The organism is Streptomyces sp. PSU-S4-23 (assembly GCF_055632315.1).
Genome location: NZ_JBVMUU010000002.1, coordinates 4,975,283 through 4,993,176, shown reverse-complemented (window position 1 = coordinate 4,993,176; position 17,894 = coordinate 4,975,283). Strand labels below are relative to the sequence as shown.

16 protein-coding genes are annotated in these 17,894 nt (G+C 71.0%); 4 read left to right on the top strand and 12 right to left on the bottom strand.

The features are described 5' to 3' along the window. Window positions 1-15: 15 nt before the first annotated feature. The 3 genes from ACZ79I_RS22880 to ACZ79I_RS22870 form a co-directional block, all read right to left on the bottom strand. A complete protein-coding gene (locus ACZ79I_RS22880; protein ID WP_471499351.1) occupies window positions 16-708 on the bottom strand; it encodes a UbiX family flavin prenyltransferase in 693 nt (230 codons plus the stop codon). Between the two features lie 82 nt (window positions 709-790). Next, on the bottom strand, window positions 791-1,693 hold the full coding sequence (mqnP, locus tag ACZ79I_RS22875; protein ID WP_471499350.1) for a menaquinone biosynthesis prenyltransferase MqnP: 903 nt from the start codon (window positions 1,691-1,693) through the stop codon (window positions 791-793). Next, window positions 1,690-3,147, bottom strand: coding sequence for a menaquinone biosynthesis decarboxylase (locus ACZ79I_RS22870; protein WP_471499349.1), 1,458 nt, complete (start codon window positions 3,145-3,147; stop codon window positions 1,690-1,692). Before ACZ79I_RS22870 ends, mqnP begins: the two co-directional genes overlap by 4 nt. An 88-nt stretch (window positions 3,148-3,235) precedes the next feature. On the opposite strand from ACZ79I_RS22870, the gene ACZ79I_RS22865 reads away from it, so the two are divergent. Continuing rightward, the gene (locus ACZ79I_RS22865) at window positions 3,236-3,631 is read left to right on the top strand and encodes a PLD nuclease N-terminal domain-containing protein (protein WP_471499348.1); all 396 of its coding nucleotides are present in this window, start codon (window positions 3,236-3,238) and stop codon (window positions 3,629-3,631) included. A gap of 228 nt (window positions 3,632-3,859) precedes the next feature. Here the strand turns inward: ACZ79I_RS22865 and ACZ79I_RS22860 are convergent, their stop codons facing one another. Continuing rightward, complete coding sequence (locus ACZ79I_RS22860) at window positions 3,860-4,162, bottom strand: hypothetical protein (RefSeq protein ID WP_471499347.1); 303 nt, start codon at window positions 4,160-4,162, stop codon at window positions 3,860-3,862. Between the two features lie 241 nt (window positions 4,163-4,403). Here ACZ79I_RS22860 and ACZ79I_RS22855 point away from each other — a divergent pair, with 241 nt between their 5' ends. Together ACZ79I_RS22855 and ACZ79I_RS22850 are read left to right on the top strand one after the other, a co-directional pair. Then, window positions 4,404-6,494, top strand: a complete 2,091-nt coding sequence (locus tag ACZ79I_RS22855) for a hypothetical protein (RefSeq protein ID WP_471499346.1) — start codon at window positions 4,404-4,406, stop codon at window positions 6,492-6,494. Beyond that, window positions 6,494-8,035 (top strand): ABC transporter substrate-binding protein, encoded by a 1,542-nt coding sequence (locus ACZ79I_RS22850; protein WP_471499345.1) that lies wholly within the window; start codon window positions 6,494-6,496, stop codon window positions 8,033-8,035. Before ACZ79I_RS22855 ends, ACZ79I_RS22850 begins: the two co-directional genes overlap by 1 nt. 6 nt (window positions 8,036-8,041) lie before the next feature. Here the strand turns inward: ACZ79I_RS22850 and ACZ79I_RS22845 are convergent, their stop codons facing one another. The 8 genes from ACZ79I_RS22845 to hemL form a co-directional block, all read right to left on the bottom strand. Continuing rightward, the gene (locus ACZ79I_RS22845) at window positions 8,042-8,452 is read right to left on the bottom strand and encodes an SRPBCC domain-containing protein (protein ID WP_471499344.1); all 411 of its coding nucleotides are present in this window, start codon (window positions 8,450-8,452) and stop codon (window positions 8,042-8,044) included. Between the two features lie 120 nt (window positions 8,453-8,572). Beyond that, a complete protein-coding gene (ccsB, locus tag ACZ79I_RS22840; protein WP_471505151.1) occupies window positions 8,573-9,655 on the bottom strand; it encodes a c-type cytochrome biogenesis protein CcsB in 1,083 nt (360 codons plus the stop codon). Window positions 9,656-9,666: 11 nt separating this feature from the next. After that, window positions 9,667-11,478, bottom strand: a complete 1,812-nt coding sequence (gene resB, locus ACZ79I_RS22835; protein WP_471499343.1) for a cytochrome c biogenesis protein ResB — start codon at window positions 11,476-11,478, stop codon at window positions 9,667-9,669. A 2-nt stretch (window positions 11,479-11,480) separates the two neighbouring features. Continuing rightward, window positions 11,481-12,254, bottom strand: a complete 774-nt coding sequence (locus tag ACZ79I_RS22830; protein ID WP_471499342.1) for a cytochrome c biogenesis CcdA family protein — start codon at window positions 12,252-12,254, stop codon at window positions 11,481-11,483. A 1-nt stretch (window position 12,255) separates the two neighbouring features. Next, entirely contained in the window at window positions 12,256-12,897 is a 642-nt protein-coding gene (locus tag ACZ79I_RS22825) for a TlpA family protein disulfide reductase (protein ID WP_471499341.1), read from the bottom strand. Between the two features lie 77 nt (window positions 12,898-12,974). Beyond that, on the bottom strand, window positions 12,975-14,261 hold the full coding sequence (locus tag ACZ79I_RS22820; RefSeq protein ID WP_471499340.1) for a polysaccharide deacetylase family protein: 1,287 nt from the start codon (window positions 14,259-14,261) through the stop codon (window positions 12,975-12,977). A 257-nt stretch (window positions 14,262-14,518) separates the two neighbouring features. After that, window positions 14,519-15,193, bottom strand: a complete 675-nt coding sequence (locus ACZ79I_RS22815; protein ID WP_471499339.1) for a histidine phosphatase family protein — start codon at window positions 15,191-15,193, stop codon at window positions 14,519-14,521. Continuing rightward, a complete protein-coding gene (hemL, locus tag ACZ79I_RS22810; RefSeq protein ID WP_471499338.1) occupies window positions 15,190-16,509 on the bottom strand; it encodes a glutamate-1-semialdehyde 2,1-aminomutase in 1,320 nt (439 codons plus the stop codon). Before hemL ends, ACZ79I_RS22815 begins: the two co-directional genes overlap by 4 nt. Window positions 16,510-16,648: 139 nt before the next feature. On the opposite strand from hemL, the gene ACZ79I_RS22805 reads away from it, so the two are divergent. Continuing rightward, complete coding sequence (locus ACZ79I_RS22805; RefSeq protein ID WP_471499337.1) at window positions 16,649-17,410, top strand: hypothetical protein; 762 nt, start codon at window positions 16,649-16,651, stop codon at window positions 17,408-17,410. The last annotated feature ends 484 nt before the right edge of the window (window positions 17,411-17,894 follow it).

Below are 17,894 nucleotides of genomic sequence, written 5' to 3'. Positions count from 1 at the left end.
ACCACCCGGTTACTGTCACGACGGCCCGGCCCCGCGGGTTCGGCCACCGAGCTCCCCTTCCCAACGGCGGTACAGCCGGTGCCGCACCCCTGCCGCGTCCAGCACGCGGCCCGCGACGAAGTCCACCAGGTCCTGGATGTGCGTCGCCCCCGCGTAGAAGGCCGGCGAGGCCGGCAGCACCACGGCCCCCGCCTCGTCCAGCGCCACCAGCTGCCGGAGGGTCTGACCGCTGAGCGGGGTCTCCCGTACGGCGACCACCAGCCGCCGCCCCTCCTTGAGGGTGACGCTCGCGGCGCGCTGCAGCAGGTCCTTCGACAGCCCGAGCGCGACCCCCGCCACACAGGCGGTGGAGGCGGGCACGATCAGCATCCCCTTCGTGGGGTACGACCCCGAGGACGGCCCGGCGGCCAGGTCGCCGGCGTTCCAGTACCGCACCCGCGCGACGTCCGCGTCGAACGTCCCCGGCTTGCCGTCGGCACCCCGGGACAGCCAGGCCCGCAGGTCGTCCTCCCAGTGCCCGTCCCGGAAGGAGATCCCGGTCTCGTCCAGCAGCGTGAGCCGCGCGGCACGGGAGACGACGAGGTCGACGCTCTCACCCGCGGCGAGCAGCCCGCGCAGCACGGCCGCGGCATACGGGGTGCCGGAGGCGCCGGAGACCCCTACGATCCAAGGCGTACGCGGCGTCTCTCCTGGCTTGACTGGGTTCACGGCACCGAGCCTATCCGGCGCGCCGGGGCGGGAACCGGCCAAGGGGCCCCGGGCGGGACCCGGAGCGGACGAGCGGGCGGACTCACACGGTCAGGCCCCGGACCAGGAGATCGAGAAGCGCGCACACGAACAGGGCGATGCCGATGAACCCGTTGACGCTGAAGAACGCCCGGTTGAGGCGGCTGAGGTCATGGGGCCGGACGATCGTGTGCTCGTAGACGAAGGCGCCCGCCACGATCAGCAGGCCCAGCCAGAAGAAGCCGCCGGCGCCGGTGACCACGCCGTACCAGACGAACAGCGCCGTCGTGACGGCATGGCAGACGCGGGCGCCCCGGACGGCGGCCGGGATGCCGAAGCGGGCCGGTACCGACATGACCCCGGTCTCCCGGTCCGTGTCGACGTCCTGGCAGGCGTAGATCAGGTCGAAGCCGCCGATCCAGATGCCGACGGCGAGGCCGAGGATCACCGCGTCCCAGGACCACGCGCCGCTGATCGCCAGCCAGCCGCCGACGGGCCCCATCGCCTGGGCGAGGCCCAGGATGGCCTGCGGGAAGTTCGTGAACCGCTTGCCGTACGGGTACACCACCATCGGGATCACCGCGATGGGGGCGAGCGCCAGACACAGCGGGTTGAGCAGGGCCGCCGCCCCGAGGAAGAAGACGAGCGCGATCAGCGCGCCGGTCCACGCGTGGCGCACCGTCATCGCGCCGGTGACCAGCTCGCGGTGGGCCGTGCGCGGGTTGCGGGCGTCGATCTCGCGGTCGATGATCCGGTTCGCCGCCATGGCGAAGGTGCGCAGGCCCACCATGGCGACGGTGACGAGCAGCAGCCGGGCCCAGTGGATGTTCCGGTCCTCCTGGTACATCGCGGTCAGCGAGGCGATGTAGGCGAAGGGCAGGGCGAAGACGGAGTGCTCGATCATCACCAGGCGCAGAAACGCCTTGGTGCGTCCTGGCTGCGGGATCGCGGCGGAGGCGCTGCTCACAGGCCGTACTCCTTCCAGCGACGGCTCACCTTCGCCGCCGTCTCCGGGTCGGACAGGACCATGTCGGGCCAGCCGCCGTCCCTCGTGTAGCCCTCCTCGGGCCACTTCCTCGTCGCGTCGATGCCCGCCTTGCCGCCCCAGAACTGCTGGTAGGAGGCGTGGTCGAGGTGGTCGACGGGACCTTCCACGACCGTGAGGTCACGGGCGTAGTCCGTGTTGCCCAAGGCCCGCCAGGCGACCTCGTGCAGATCGTGCACGTCGCAGTCGGAGTCGACGACCACGATCAGCTTCGTCAGGGACATCATGTGCGCCCCCCAGACGGCGTGCATCACCTTCTGGGCGTGCTTGGGGTACTTCTTGTCGATCGACACGATCGCGCAGTTGTGGAAGCCGCCCGCCTCGGGCAGGTGGTAGTCCACGATGTCGGGGACGATGATCTTGAGGAGCGGCAGGAAGAAGCGCTCGGTCGCGCGGCCGAGGGGCCCGTCCTCCGTCGGGGGGCGGCCCACGACGATCGACTGGAGCAGGGGGCGCCGGCGCATGGTGACGCAGTCGATCGTCAGCGCCGGGAAGGGCTCCTGCGGGGTGTAGAAGCCGGTGTGGTCGCCGAAGGGGCCCTCCGGGAGCATCTCGCCGGGCTCCAGCCAGCCCTCCAGGACGACCTCGGCCTGCGCCGGCACCTGGAGCGGGACCGTCTTGCAGTCGACCATCTCGATCCGCTTGCCCGCGATGAACCCGGCGAAGAGGTACTCGTCGATGTCGCCGGGGAGCGGCGCGGTGGAGGCGTACGTCACGGCCGGCGGGCACCCGAAGGCGATGGCGACGGGCAGCTTCTCCCCGCGCCGTGCCGCCACCTGGTAGTGGTTGCGGCTGTCCTTGTGGATCTGCCAGTGCATGCCGATGGTGCGCTTGTCGTGGCGCTGCAGGCGGTACAGCCCGAGGTTGCGGATCCCGCTCTCGGGGTCCTTGGTGTGGGTGAGCCCGAGGTTGAAGAAGGAGCCGCCGTCCTCGGGCCAGGTGAACAGGGCGGGGAGCCGGTCGAGATCGACCTCGTCGCCGCGCAGCACGACCTCCTGCACGGGCGCGTTGTCGGACTTGACCTTCCTGGGCGGCACGTGGGTCATCGCGCCGAGCTTCCCGAACGCCTCCCGCACGCCGACGAACCCGTGCGGAAGTTCGGGCTTGAGAAGCCCGCCGATCCTGTCGGAGATCTCGCCGTACGACTTCAGGCCGAGCGCCTTGAGGAGGCGGCGGTCGGTGCCGAAGACGTTCATGGCGAGGGGCATCGCGGAGCCGCGCACGTTCTCGAAGAGCAGCGCGGGGCCGCCGGACTTCTGCACCCGGTCGACGATCTCCCCGACCTCCAGATACGGGTCGACCTCGGCTTTGATGCGCTTGAGGTCCCCTTCGCGCTCCAGCGCCCGGAGCAGGGACCGAAGATCGTCGTAGGCCATGCGTCCCAGTATCGGGCAAGGGCTAACCTTGCCCCGTCACCGGGGCCGTCCCACGCCCCGTCACCGTCTGCTGGGGGACCTCACCACCATGTTCCGGTATCTGCCCTATCTGCTGGTCCTGGCGCTGTGGATCTACGCCTTCATCGACTGCCTGAACACCCCCGAGGAAGAGGTGCGGGGGCTGCCCAAGGTGGTCTGGGTCATCATCATCCTGCTCTTCGGCGAGGTCCTGGTCGGCCCCATCGCCTGGCTCGTCGTCGGCAAGGTGCGCCGGGCCCCGGCGACCGGCTCCACGCCCTCCGAGTGGCACCGCAACCACCGCACGGCCTGGGTCGCGCCCGACGACAACCCGGAGTTCCTGCGGTCGTTGAAGGAGGAGAACAAGAAGGACGAGGCACTCCTGAAGGACTGGGAGGCCGACCTGCGGCGGCGCGAGGAGGAACTGCGGCGCCGGGAGCGGGGCGAGGAGCCGAAGGGCGACTGAGAACGGCTGATGGAGCCCGGCCGCGGGGGCCGCCCGCTGAGACCCGGCGCCACTGCTTCGTCCAGCGCTGCGACGCCTTCCCGGACTCGCAGGTCGCGCCGCCCGGCGCTCGCGCCCGAGGAGGGCGGGAGGGCCGATGTGGGCAGGAGGGCCGATGTGGGCAGGAGCGCGAGCCCGAGACCGGGGCAGACGGCGTGGGAGCACGGCGACGCGCCCGCCGCGCGGCCGTCAGTCGTCCGGATGGACCTCGATACGGGTCAGCTCCATCTCATCGAGGATTGACTCGTACGTCCGGCCGGAGACATGGGCGTCGCGTTCGATCTCGACCGCCGCCCAGCAGGCGAGACTGATCACGAGCAGGCGCAGCCCGTCGGTGCCGTACTCCTCCAGCACCCGGTCCGCGACGGCCAGTGCCTCCTGCGGAACACGGTCCTCGGGATACAGCCCCACGACCCCGCGCAGCAGGGCGATGGAGATCTGGGAGACGTCCGGGGCGATGGCTCCCAGCCGTCGGTCCTCTTCCTCGTCCACGGGTTCACCGTACGCCGACCGGCCGGGACCCGCGGCCCGGATGCGCGGCGCGGATGCGCGGCCGACTCAGCCGACACGCCACCCACCCCACCGGGTCGATCACACCCGGCCACGCTCCGGAATGCTTTCGTAACCCAATGGACACCACGCGCCCTAGTACGAATCAACGCCACCTTTTTACAGTGGGGTTGGTACATCTCACAGCAGCACATCGGACCGGACCGCGCCAGGGGGAGATGCGGTGCACAGAGGGCTGCACGGCCGGGAACCGCTGTTCGACACCGATCCACCCGGTCTCGCTGCGCGGCTCGTGGGCCTGCGACCGTACCAACTGCGGTCCACTCCGTACGAACACGGGGACGACCTGCCGTTCGTGGTCTTCGCGGGCGGACGCGGCCTCGGCAAGAGCGCCCTGCTCGCAGAGGTGCGTGCCGCGTACCAGGGGCACACGCCCGTCGCGCTGATCGACGGCGAGGAGCCCCAGTTCGCCGCGCTGCCGCCGGAGCAGCCCGGCGAGGCGTGGTCGCCGGTCGCCCAGGGGCTCACCACGATCGCCGAGCAGCTCGCCGAACCCGTGACCGGCGCGCGGCGGATCGGTTTCCCCCGGCTCGCGTCCGGGCTGCTGGCCGTGGCGGCGGGCGGCTGGAGCAGCCGGGACGTGCCGCGCATCCGGCACGAGGCGGAACGCATCCTGCTGCTCAACGACTCCCGATCCTTCCTCGACGGGTTCGCGGGGCGCTGGGTGAGCAAGGTGATCACCCAGCTCATCGCCTCCATGTCGAGCACCGGGCCCGCCGTCGAGCCGATCATCGAGGCGACGCTGGAAGCCTTCGGCGAAGGGGTCTCGCCCACCCACCGCCGGCTGCGGAGGGCCGCCGCCTGGTACCGCGACTACCCGAACGCGGGCGGCAACCCCAAACTGGGGCTCATCCTGCTCTCCGGGCACTTCCGGGCCGGCGGCGGCTCCCGCACCCACGCGGAGCGCCATCTCGTGCGCGCCCTGCTCGCCGACCTCGACGACGCGTACGCGGGCATCATGCGGCGCTCCCACCGGCCGGGCCGCCCGGTCGTGCTCATCGACAACGTGCAGGAGCCCGCCGGGCGCGGCCTCATGGAGGCCGTGCTGAGCGACCGCGCGGACGGCATCGGCGACCGGGTGGTCTTCTTCTCGGCGCTGCGCGGATACGCGCTCCCGGCGCTGCGCAACGCGGGCCGCCGCACCCTGACCGAGGTCGCCCGCGCCACCGGCTGGGAACCGGGCGCCTCCCCGTCCTCCCGGGCGCTGGTCGTGTCGCTGCCGCCGCTGTCGCCCGACCACACCCTGCACCTGGTGGGGGCGGTGTGCCGGGGCCTGGCGGTACCGCCCCAGCTCCCGCACGCCACCCACCGGCTGACCGGCGGCAGCCCGCTCGGCGTCACCCTGCTCGCCGAGTCCGCCCGGCAGAACCTGCCCCACGACGCCACGTCCCTCGGCGCGCTGCTCACCGGTGACGTCGCCCTCCACGCCGACCACGCCGGCCGCCCCGCCTACCAGGAGCTGCTCGGCCGGCTCGTGCCCGGCGGCCGGCTCGACGAACTGACCGTGCTCGCCGCCGCCCACGACCGGGACTCCGCGCTGGCGCTCGCACGGGAACACCTCCCGGAGGACTTCGGCGCGGCCGGGGTGCTCGGTCTGGAGGAGCGGCTCGCCGAGGAGGGATGGCCCGCGGCGGAGGGGCAGTTCGTCGGCGACCCGTTCCTGCGCACGCTGCTCCTGCTGCGGCTGCACCACCTCGGCGCCGGCCACGAGCGGTGGACGGCGGTCCACCGCACCCTCATCGACCACTACGGCGAGCAGAACAGCGCGGACGCCGACCGCTGCCGCCTGCACCACGAACTCGCCCTCGGCCGGACGGACGGTGCGGTCGCCTGGCTGCGCGACACCTTCCCGGCTGCCGATGTCGGCGGCTGGCTGGCGTCGCTCGTCTTCGTCGCCGCCGCGTCCTACTACCACGCGCACGACACCGAGGGCCGCGACGTCGGCGGCCCCGACCACCGGGCCGCGGTCGCGCTCGGGCGCACAGACGCGGCCCAGCGGCCGCCGGAGGGCGCGGACGCGGTGCTGCACCTGCGGGTACGGCGGCTGCTGCACGCGGTGTGGCAGCTGACCGATCCGCTGGTGCTGCCCGACCCGCAGGTGGCCGAGCGGCTGCGCTTCGAACTGGAGCAACTGTCGAACCTGCGGCCCGGGGGCACCGCCCTGCTGTGGCGGGCGTCGCGGGACTGGCCGTCGGACGCGCTGGCCGGCCGGCCGCTGCGCGTTCCGGACGACGACGAGGACGGGGGCCGGTGATGGCCGGACGGCTGTGGAGATGGCTGCGCGAGGACGTGTGGGAGATCCCGTTCCGCCGGTATGTGGCACTGCTGCTCGCCGCGGTGCTCACGGCCGCCGCCGTGTGGGGCGGGCTGCGGCTGGGCGAGCAGGACCGGTCCTGCGCCAAGGGCGTGACCCATCCCGGGAACAGCGACGACTGCGTGGGCGTGTCGATGACGGCGTACGACTTCGGCCAGCCCCGGTTCGCGCAGGTCATCCGGGCGGTGGACCGGGAGAACCGCCGTCTGACGGCGGGCCGTTACGTGACTGTCGCACTCCTCGAGCCGTTCACCACGAGCGACCCGGACAGCGTCAACGACACGCTGCACGAACTCCAGGGTGCCTATCTCGCCCAGTACCGCGCCAACCACGAAGCCACGGACGAGACCCCCGACATCCGGCTCGTCCTGGCCAACACCGGCCGCGACGGAACGTACTGGCCGGACGTGGTCGACCGGCTGACCGAGATGACCAAGGGCCCCGACCGCCTGCGGGCGGTGACCGGCATAGGCCTGAGCACCGACAACAACAAGGCGGCCGTCAAGGCACTGACCGGCCGCGGCATCCCTGTCGTCGGCTCCTCCATCACCGCCGACAGCCTCGCCAACGGCGGCGGAAAGGACCCCTTCCCGGGGCTGGCCCGCGTGGCCCCCACCAACAGCGACTCGGCCCGCGCCCTCGCATCCTTCGCCCGGGTCTCCTCGGGCAGGGCGCTGCTGGTGTACGACAGGCCCGGCGACCCGTACACCCGTACGCTGCAGAGCGCCTTCGAGAGGCTGACGGCCGGATCGCCCTACCCGCCGCAGCCGTTCAGCCCGCCCGCGGACCGCACCCAGGAGGGCACGACGGCGAACCAGTTCCGGCAGATCACCCAGCTGGTGTGCGACACCCCGAAGACCACGGACACGGTCCTGTTCGCCGGCCGGCACACCCAACTGCGGCAGTTCGTCAACGCGTTGGGGGCACGCGGCTGCATGGACCACCGGCTGACGCTGCTCACGGGCGACGAGGGCTCGTACCTCACCGGCGACCGGCGGCTCGACCGGACGGCGCTGACCCGCAATCTCTCCCTGCGGTACACGGCGCTGGCGCACCCGGACGCGTGGAAGGGGGAGAAGGCGACGACGGGGGGCAGTCCGGCGGACGCCGCGGCCCTGGACGCGCTGATCGGCCGCAGCGGCCGGGAGCCGGTCGGGCCGATCGGGCCGGTCGTCCTGGACGACGGGCAGCTGATCATCGCGCACGACGCCATGCGGCTGGTGGTGCAGGGGGTGCGGGAGGCCACGCCGAGCGGCCGGGTGGCACCGGGGCTGGAGGACGTCGTCAACGAGTGGTCGCTGATGAAGGGGTCGCAGCGGGTGAACGGGGCGAGCGGGTGGATCTGCCTCGACGTGCACGGCAATCCGTACGACAAGGCCGTGCCGATCGTGGAGCTGACGCCGTCGGGCGGGTCCCGGTTCGTGAGGATCGCCTGGCCGGAGGGGAAGGCGCCCGCCGGGGACTGCCTGCCTCAGGCATGAGCGCCGTCAGAGGATGCCGCCCTCCACGGAGGCGAGCAGCCGCTCGAAGCGTTCCCGCCAGCCCGGATCACGGTCCTCGGCGCTCTCGTGCGTGAACCGCACGGTCGTGCCCGCCGGGCGGCCCGGCTCCAGGTGGAACCGGATGCGGCCGCGGCCGGCCACCGTGTACTCGACGACCCGCTCGACGTCCCAGGCGGTGATCCGTCCCCGGGCCGTTCCGCCGGGCAGCCGGAGTCCCACCGCGCCGCCGAGCCGGGGCTCGAAGGGCTCGGCGACCGCCAGCCACTCCCGCAGGCCCGCGGGGGTGGCCAGGGCGGTCCAGACCTCCTCCACGGGCCGGGCCAGGCGCAGCAGGTAGTGCCGTATGTGCGTGTCCTCCCGGTGCTCCGCCGTGCCCTCTTCGATGGGATTGGTCATGACACCAGCGTGGCCCGCGAGCGGGGGTCGCGCACCCGTTGCGGACGAAGGCCGGTTCCCATGGCATGGATCACGGGAACCGGCCTTCGCGTATGCGGGGTGCCGGGTGCCAGAAGCCTGTCAGAAGCCCTTGTAGGAGTGCATACCGGACACGAAGATGTTGACGCCGTAGTAGTTGAACAGCCAGCACCCGAAGGCGACGAGCGCGATGTACGCGGCCTTGCGGCCCTTCCAGCCGGCCGTGGCCCGGGCGTGCAGATAGCCGGCGTAGGCGACCCAGGTGATGAACGACCAGGTCTCCTTGGGGTCCCAGCCCCAGTAGCGGCCCCAGGCGTCACCGGCCCAGATGGCGCCCGCGATGATCGTGAAGGTCCACAGCGGGAAGACGGCCGCGTTCACGCGGTAGGCGAACTTGTCGAGGGAGGCCGCGGAGGGCAGCCGCTCCAGGACGGAGGTGGCGAAGGTGCCGGGCGTGCCGCCGCTCTGCAGCTTGTTCTCGTACGAGTCCTTGAACAGGTAGAGGATCGTGCCGACCGCGCCCACGTAGAAGACCGCGCCGCAGAGGATCGCCGTCGAGACGTGGATGTACAGCCAGTACGAGTGCAGGGCGGGCACCAGCTGGTCGCTCGCCACGTACAGCACGGTGACCGCGAGACCGAGGTCGAGGAGCACCGTGGTGACCAGCGGGAGGCCGAGCCAGCGGACGTTCTTCTTCAGCGCGAGCAGCGCCAGGTACACGCCGACGGCGGCCGTGGAGAAGGTGATGTTGAACTCGTACATGTTGCCCCACGGCGCCCGCTGCACCGACAGGGCGCGGGCGAGCACACCGCCGAACTCGACGAGGAAGGCGACCACGGTGAGCGACACGGCGATCCGGCCGTACAGGTCGCCCTGTGCGTCGCCGCCGTGGGCGCCGGGGCCGTCCGGCACGTCACGGGAGCCGGCCGTGGAGCGGGTGACGACCTTGGGCCGCTCCAGCACCGCGGTGCCCCCGCCCTTCCTGACGGTGACGGCGGGCGCCGCCGCCTCCTTCGGGGCCTCGGCGGTCAGCGCGCTGGCCGTGCGGGCGACCTTGCTGCGGCTGCCGAAGAGCCATTCGGCGATGTGTGCGAAGAACGCCAGCGTGTAGACGGCCATCGCGGAGTAGATCAGCGTGTTGCTGATGTTCGCGAGGTGTTCGTTGGTGGCGATGGCCAGGGTCACATGGTCGAGGGTCACTTGTTCTGAGCCCCTTCAGCGGCAGGTACGGGGGTTGCGGCGTCCGGCTCCTGATCGGGGTCGGCGTCTGGGTCGTCGGTCTTCGTGGGTGCCCGGTCGTGGACCAGCGCCGCCAGGTCGCCGAGTTCCTCGGGGACCTTCGGGGACTCGCTGCGGCCGAGTCCCGCCATCTCCACGAGGGTGACGCCGTCGGCGCCGGTCGTCGCGCGCACCCAGACGCGACGGCGCTGGATGAACAGGGAGGCGGCCAGGCCGAAGATCGCGGCGAGCGCGCCGCCGAGCGCCCAGCCGCTGCCGGGCTCCTGCACGACCTGGAAGCCGGCCCACTCCTTGATGTCCTTCTCGAAGGTGATCGAGCCGTTGCCGCCCGGCAGCCGCATGGTCTGGCCGGGCAGCAGGCGGGCCTTGAGGATGTCGCCCTTGGCGTCCTTGAACTGCTTCAGCTTCCTGGTGTCCAGCTGGTACACGTTCTGCGGGATGCCGGCGTTGACGCCCAGGTCCCCGTGGTACGCGTTCAGCGCGAGCGCCGGATTGTCGAGCGCCGGGAACTGCGAGAACATCGTGCCCTTGCCGGCACCGGCGAAGGTCGGCACGAAGATCGCGCGGAAGCCCAGTTGCTCCTGCTGCCCCTGGGCGTTCCGGTAGCCGTCCAGCACCTTGATCGCGCCCTGTGAGGTGACGTTGCCGTCCATCGGCAGCACCGGGACCGCTTCGTGGAAGACGACGTCGCCCTTGCCGTCGCGCACGGTGACGACGGGCGCGTACCCGTGGCTGACGAGGTAGACCTTCGCGTCGCCGATGTGCAGCGGCTCGTTGACCTTGATGGTGCTCTTCTTCTCCTTGCCGTAGGCGCCCACGCTGTAGGTGATGTCCGCCTCGTACTTGCGCGGAGTGCCCTTGTTGGGGCCGCTGCGCGCGTACGTTCCGGTGAAGTTCTTCAGGTTGAAGCTGAACGGCACCAGGTCGTCGCTGGTGAAGAGGTTGCCGGACTTGAAGTCGTCGTACTGGGTGAGGGTGTTGGAGAACCCGTCTCCTTCGACGACCAGCTTGTTGCCCTCGGACTTGTAGAGCTGGCCCCAGGCGAAGGCGACCAGCAGCACGATCAGCGCGACATGGAAGACCAGGTTGCCGAACTCGCGCAGATAGCCCTTCTCGGCGGCGACGGCGTCCCCGGCGGCATGCGCCCGGAAGCGGCGCTGCCCGAGGACCTTCAGGGCGGTCTCGCGGACCTGCGCGGGGTCGGCGTCGGTGCGCCAGGCCGCGTACGCGGGCAGCCGGGTCAGCCGCTTGGGCGCGGCCGGCGGGCGGCCCCTGAGCTGGCCCGTGAACTGCCAGGTGCGCGGCACGATGCAGCCGATGAGGGAGACGAACAGCAGGATGTAGATCGCCGAGAACCACACCGAGCTGTACACGTGGAACAGCCCGAGCCGGTCGTAGAGCGGGCCGAGCACCGTGTGCCGGTCCTTGAAGTCCGCCACCTTCATCGCGTCGGTGCCGGACTGCGGGATGAGCGAGCCGGGGATGGCGCCGAGCGACAGCAGGAACAGCAGGATCAGCGCGACCCGCATGGAGGTCAGCTGCCGCCAGAACCAGCGGGCCCAGCCGAGGGTCTCGCGCGCGGTCCAGGCGATCCAGCCCTTGGCGCCGGGGGCGCGGGTGCCGCCGAAGGAGCCGGGCATGGCGGTCTCGGCGGGTGCGGTGGACAGCTGCGATCCGGCCTCCCCGAGGTCGGGTTCGGCTCCCGCACGGGCCTTGGGGGTCTCGGGGGTCTCATCGCTGTGCACGTCGGCGCTCCGTGTGTCGCTCATGGTCAGACCCCCACCGTGAAGCCGCTGGACCAGCTCTGCATCTCCTGCACGATGCCGTCCCAGGCGCCGGTCACCAGCAGCAGTCCGGTCAGGATCATCATGCCGCCCCCGATGCGCATCACCCAGGTGTAGTGCCGCTTGACCCAGCCGAACGCACCCAGCGCCTTGCGGAAGGCGACGGCGGCGAGCACGAAGGGCAGGCCGAGGCCGAGACAGTAGGCGACGGTCAGTATGGCCCCGCGTCCGGCGCTCGCCTGGTTGAACGCCAGGGCCTGCACGGAGGCGAGGGTGGGGCCGATGCACGGCGTCCAGCCGATCCCGAAGAGCGCGCCGAGGAAGGGGGCGCCCACGAGACCGGCGGCGGGCCGGTTGTGGAAGCGGAACTCGCGCTGGGTGAGCCAGGGCATCAGGCCCATGAAGAACACACCCATGAGGATCATGAGCACGCCGAGCGCCTTGGACAGGGTGTCCTTGTGTTCCTGCAGCGTCTGCCCGAAGAACCCGAACAGCGCACCGCCGGAGACGAACACCGCGGTGAAGCCGAGGACGAACAGCGAGGCGCCGGCGACCATCCGGCCGCGGCGGGCCTCGGCGAGGTCGGTTCCGGTGACGCCGGTCACATACGACAGATAGCCGGGGACCAGCGGCAGGACGCAGGGCGAGAAGAAGGAGACGAGGCCGCCGAGGAGGGCGACCGGCAGGGCGACCAGCAGGGCCCCGTTGAGGACGGTCTGGTTCGGGTCGGTGGCCGCGGCGAGGGTGGACACTGCGGTCACGTCACTTCTCCGCGATGACGGGGTCGATCAGCTGGTGCAGCTTCTCCTCGCTGAGGGCCTGGAGCGTGCGCGCGGCGATCTTCCCGTCCCGGTCGATGACGAGCGTGGTGGGGATCGCCTGCGGGTTGAGGGTGCCCTTCTTGAAGCGGAGCATCAGCCTGCCGGTCGGGTCGTACAGGCTCGGGTACGTGACCCCGTACTCCTTCTCGAAGTCGCGGGCCGGTTTCGTGCTGGTGTCACGGGTGTTGATGCCGACGAACTGCACGCCCTTGCCCGCGGTCTGCGCGGCGGCCTTGACGAAGTTCGGCGCCTCGGCACGGCATCCCGCGCACCAGGAGCCCCAGACGTTGACGACGACGACCTTGCCCTTGTAGTCGGCGACGTCCAGCTTCTTGCCGTCGATCGTCGTCCCGGACAGGTCGGGGGCGGCGTCCCGCTCGCTCTTCCTGACGGTCGCGATGCCGTCGTCACCGGTGATGTAGTTGGTCTTGCCGGAGCCCCCGGAGGTGCCGCCGGAGGTGCAGGCCGACAGGACGAGCGCCGCGACGGCGGCCCCGACGGCGGTGAGGGCGGTGCGTCGGCGCGTGCGGATGCGGCTACTGGTGCGGTTCAGGCGTCGGGGGGCGCGGCAGGCGGCACTCATGTGAAAAGTTTCGCATGTCCGTTCCGAGGATCTTGCGCACCCCCCTCGCGGACGTCGTGCGGGAGTGAACCCGCATCTCAGGCGGCCTTCGACGGGTCGCCCGAAGCCCCCTTGCCGGTACCCGAGAGGAACTCCTTCCAGCCGCCCGCCGGCCGCTGCCCCACGTCCAGGGACCGCAGCCTGGCGACGACCTCGGGCCGCTGCGCGTCGAGCCAGTCCGTGAACTGCCGGAACGACACGAGCCGTACGTCGGCGCCCTTCTCCTTCTCGCGCGCGATGTGCTTGAAGGCCGTCTCGACGGCGTCCATGTAGATGCCGCCGTTCCAGTGCTCGAAGTGGTTGCCTATGAAGAAGGGCGCACGATTGGTCTCATATGCCCTATTGAATCCGGCTATGTATGAATTCGCCGCCTGGGTGCGCCAGCCGGGGTAGTTGTACGAGGGCGCCTGCGTGGTCCTCACCGACTGGTTGGCGAGCATGTTGTAGTCCATCGACAGGACCTCGAACCGGTGCCCGGGGAACGGGATCAGCTGGAGCGGGAAGTCCCACAGGCCCTGCCGCTTCTCCGGCCAGCGCTGCCGGCCACCGGGCGAGGAGGCGTCGTAGCGCCAGCCGAGCGCGCGCGCCGTGGGCAGCAGCCTGTCCTGCCCGAGGAGACAGGGCGTGCGGCCGCCGATCAGCTCCTTGTCGTAGTCGAAGGGCAGCGGCGGGAGATCGGTGAAGCCGGTGTTGGTGCGCCATTCCTTGACGAAGGACTTGGCCTGCTCGATCTCGCTGCGCCACTGCTTGGGCGTCCAGTGCGCGACCGTGCCGAATCCGGAGCAGAAGTGGCCGTTGAAGTGGGTGCCGATCTCATGGCCCTCAAGCCAGGCGCGGCGGACGTTCTGGAGCGTGGCGCGAATGTGGCCGTCCGTCAGATAACCGATGTCGGAGGCGCCCGGCGCGTTGTTCGGCGGAAGGTACTTGCGCTTTTTCGACTCCGGCAGGAGGTAGAGCCCGGAGAGGAAGAAGGTCATGTGCGCGCCGTGTTCCTTGGCGAGGTCGAGAAAGCGGGGGAAGAGACCGTTGCCGACCTCCCCGGCACCGTCCCAGGAAAAGACCACGAACTGCGGCGGGGTCTGACCGGGCTCCAGCGGTGTGGGCTTTCCGGGCTGGTTCGGCTGCTTGCCGCTGTCGGCGGTGGAACCGTCACCGAGGGGGCGCGCGGTGGCCGCGGGGCTGCGGGAGGGCCCGGAACCCCGCCGGCCGGAACCGCCGCCGGCCCGTCCGCCGTCCCCGTCCTTGGAACCGCAGGCGGCCAGCCCCAGTGTGGCCGCCGCACCCGCCCCGAGCCCTATCAGTCCCCGCCGGCTGATGTCCCGCATCCCGTCCCCATTTCATCGCGCCCTCTCGGTGGTCACTCATTCAGAGGGCACGACGAAGACGGCGGTTCCGCCGAACGCGAGCCTATGTAGGGGATTTTACGAAGATACGCTCACATGACAGGACTCGATACGTCTTGTGACGAAGCGTACGCGTGGGCACAAGACGTACGCCCGGGGAGGGGCAGGGGGCCGGAGCCGGGGCCGGGACCGTGGGCGAGGCGGGTGCAGGCGTCGATCGGCTCGCGAACCTGAGCCCGTCAGGCCCCGAACGCCTTGTCCTTCCCCTTCACCGGCTTGGCCCCCGCCAGCAGATGGGCCGGAACCAGGTCCCGGGCCGGCTCGGTGTACCCGACGGCCACGATCTTGTCGCCCTGGTAGGTGAACGTGGTCAGGGAGGCGAGCGTGCACTGCCGCCTGCGCGGGTCGTGCCACAGCCGCCGCTTCTCCACGAAGCTGCGCACGATCCAGATCGGCAGCTGATGGCTGACGCACACGGCCTCGTGACCACGCGCCGCGTCCTTGGCGGCGTCCAGCGCCCCCATCATCCGTACGACCTGCTCCACGTACGGCTCCCCCCAGGACGGCTTGAAGGGGTTGACCAGGTGCTTCCAGTTCTCGGGCCGTCTCAGCGCCCCGTCGCCGACGCCGAAGGTCTTCCCCTGGAAGACGTTCTTGGCCTCGATGAGCCGCTCGTCGACGGCGAGGTCCAGCCCGTGCGCCTTGGCGATCGGGGTGGCCGTCTCCTGCGCCCGCTCCAGCGGGGAGGCGACGACGTGGGTGACGTCCCGGGACGCGAGGTGCTCCGCGACCCGGTCGGCCATCCGCCGGCCCAGATCGGACAGGTGGTAGCCGGGCAGGCGCCCGTAGAGGATCCCGTCCGGGTTGGCGACCTCGCCGTGCCGCATCAGGTGGACAACGGTGATGTCACTCATGCTGCCGTGGCCTCCGCAGCTGCCCGGGCCGCCGCCGGAAGGGCGTCGGCGATCCGCTGGACGGCCCGCTCGTCGTGGGCGGTGGAGACGAACCACGACTCGAAGGACGAGGGCGGCAGATAGACGCCCTGGGAGAGGAGGGAGTGGAAGAAGGCGGTGAACCGGAAGGACTCCTGCGCCTTGGCGTCCTCGTAGTCGCGCACCGGGCGGTCGGTGAAGAACACGGAGAACATGTTGGAGGCGGTCTGCACCCGGTGGGCGACGCCCTCCTTGCCGAGCGCCTCGGTGACCAGGGTGCGGATCTGCTCGGAGACCGCGTTCACCGTGTCGTACGCGGCGTCATCGAGCAGCCGCAGCTGGGCGAGGCCGGCTGCGGTGGCGACCGGGTTCCCGGAGAGGGTGCCGGCCTGGTAGACGGGCCCGGCCGGGGCCAGGTGCGCCATCACGTCCTCCCGCCCCCCGAAGGCGGCGGCGGGGAAGCCGCCGCCCATGACCTTGCCGAAGGTCATGAGATCCGGCTCGACCCCGTCGATCCCGTACCAGCCGGCCCTGCTGGTCCTGAACCCGGTCATGACCTCGTCGGAGATGTAGAGGGCGCCGTTCTCCCGGCAGAGGTCCCTGAGTCCCTGGTTGAACCCGGGCAGCGGCGGCACGACGCCCATGTTCCCGGGCGACGCCTCGGTGATCACACAGGCGATCTCACCGGGGTGCGCGGCGAAGGCGGCACGGACGGCGTCGAGGTCGTTGTAGGGCAGGACGATGGTGTCGCCGGCCTGGGCGCCGGTCACGCCGGGGGTGTCGGGCAGCGCGAAGGTGGCGACCCCGGACCCGGCGGCCGCCAGCAGCGAGTCGACGTGCCCGTGGTAGCACCCGGCGAACTTGACCACCTTGGACCGCCGGGTGAACCCGCGGGCGAGCCGGATCGCCGACATGGTGGCCTCGGTCCCGCTGGAGACGAGCCGCACCTGCTCGACCGGCCCGACCCGGGCGACGATCTCCTCGGCGAGCGCGACCTCGCCCTCACCGGGCGTACCGAAGGAGGTCCCGCGGGAGACGGCCTCCTGGACGGCGGCGATCACCTCCGGGTGGGAATGGCCGAGGATCATGGGCCCCCACGAACACACGAGATCGACGTATTCACGTCCGTCGGCATCGGTGAGATAAGGGCCGCTGCCGGACACCATGAACCGGGGCGTACCGCCCACGGCGCGGAAGGCGCGCACCGGAGAGTTCACGCCGCCGGGCGTGACGGCGGACGCGCGCTCGAAAAGAGTCTGCGAAACTGGGGCTTCGTACGGATAGCTCACACTAGCCATGGTGTCAGAGCCCTCGAAGATCCCGCGGACAGGTGTTTGCACGCACGTTTCGGCGAGCGGGCGTGGGGGAGGTCACTGACACGATGATCGGGTTGCGCGGCGGGGGCCACGGGTCCTAGAAAAGCAGTCGGGTGGAGATATGCATCGCGGTGGCGGACTGGGCGAGGGGACCGATGACCTGGGTCCTCGGCGTGCCCGGCGGGGAAGGCACCGGCGCGAAGCGGAGGAGACGACCGAGACACGTCGGCCACAGGAGCCGCAGGAGGCCCGCGACCCTTATGGTTCGCGAGGCACACAGAGCTCCCATACTTCACAGGGTTCACAGAGTTCACAGAGCTCGCCGCTTTCGCCGGGCTCACAGCGTTCGCAGGGAGATCCTGAGCGAATCGGCCGGGCGGCCCGTATGGACCGTAGAGAGCGTGCGGTCGACCGGCTCAGGTCAGGGAGCGGGAATGGTGGTCGGGTGGGGGTGACGTACAAATACTTCGGCGCGCCGGACGGCGCCACGGCAGCCCGCGTCCCGATCTCGATGCGGCCCGAGGAGCTCGGCGGTGACGAGCTCGGCATGGGCGGCATGTTCACCAAGATCAAGCCGGAGACCATGGCGGCGATGGTCCTCACGGGCATCGAGGGCGTCCCGCTGCACAAGGTCCCGCCGCTGGAACTGGTGGTCCTGCACCCCGACTACGCGGTCGTCAAGCTGCCCATGACCGTCGTGGACCCCCTGCGCGACATCGGCGAGGAGGCGGTGGGCGCCGCGGCCTTCATCTGGTCGACGGTCCCGGACCGCGGCGGGCCACGGGACGCGTTCAACGTGTACCAGCTGCTGCACGAGTGGCAGGACTTCAGCCACCGGCTGCATGAGGCGGGGCATCAGCCGTATTGCCTTGTGTGGCCGTGACTGGGGTTTCGCTGGTAGCGGGCGGGGTCTTCGGGCCTCGCCCGGCATTCGCCACGCGGAGCGGCTCGGGTGGCCGGGCTCCGCTTCGATCGCCTCGGCGTCGCGTCAGCCCCCTGTAGCCGCCGCGAGATCGGCGAGGCGCTCGGATCGTCTCTGACGGGTCGCGAACTCAGTGCTGTCCAACGCGTCCCCTGAACAGCCCAGCGCGGTCAGCAGCCAGGCTCGCCCGACCTGCCGCGACGCTGCACCACTTCGAGGGCGCAACACTCTCCTGCACACCGACTTCGCCCCATCGACTGGGACTGACCGAGGCCCTCGCCTTCGCGAGTCGGTTCCCGTCCTGGCGGGGCGCAAGAGACGAGGCGCTCGCGGCGTTCGGCTCGGCCACGGCGGCGCGGTGGCGGGAGATCGCCGAAATGGGCCCGGCGCCATGGAAGTTGGAGACGGCAGAACGGGCGGCGATGCTCGCGTCATCGGGCGGCAC

Coding starts and splice junctions, on each gene's coding strand:
- ACZ79I_RS22865 (WP_471499348.1), top strand. CDS start 3,236: ATGTTCCGGTATCTGCCCTATCTGCTGGTCCTGGCGCTGTGGATCTAC.
- ACZ79I_RS22815 (WP_471499339.1), bottom strand. CDS start 15,193: ATGAGTGACATCACCGTTGTCCACCTGATGCGGCACGGCGAGGTCGCC.
- hemL (WP_471499338.1), bottom strand. CDS start 16,509: ATGGCTAGTGTGAGCTATCCGTACGAAGCCCCAGTTTCGCAGACTCTT.
- resB (WP_471499343.1), bottom strand. CDS start 11,478: ATGAGCGACACACGGAGCGCCGACGTGCACAGCGATGAGACCCCCGAG.
- ACZ79I_RS22870 (WP_471499349.1), bottom strand. CDS start 3,147: ATGGCCTACGACGATCTTCGGTCCCTGCTCCGGGCGCTGGAGCGCGAA.
- ACZ79I_RS22820 (WP_471499340.1), bottom strand. CDS start 14,261: ATGCGGGACATCAGCCGGCGGGGACTGATAGGGCTCGGGGCGGGTGCG.
- ACZ79I_RS22850 (WP_471499345.1), top strand. CDS start 6,494: ATGGCCGGACGGCTGTGGAGATGGCTGCGCGAGGACGTGTGGGAGATC.
- ACZ79I_RS22805 (WP_471499337.1), top strand. CDS start 16,649: ATGCATCGCGGTGGCGGACTGGGCGAGGGGACCGATGACCTGGGTCCT.
- ACZ79I_RS22825 (WP_471499341.1), bottom strand. CDS start 12,897: ATGAGTGCCGCCTGCCGCGCCCCCCGACGCCTGAACCGCACCAGTAGC.
- ACZ79I_RS22845 (WP_471499344.1), bottom strand. CDS start 8,452: ATGACCAATCCCATCGAAGAGGGCACGGCGGAGCACCGGGAGGACACG.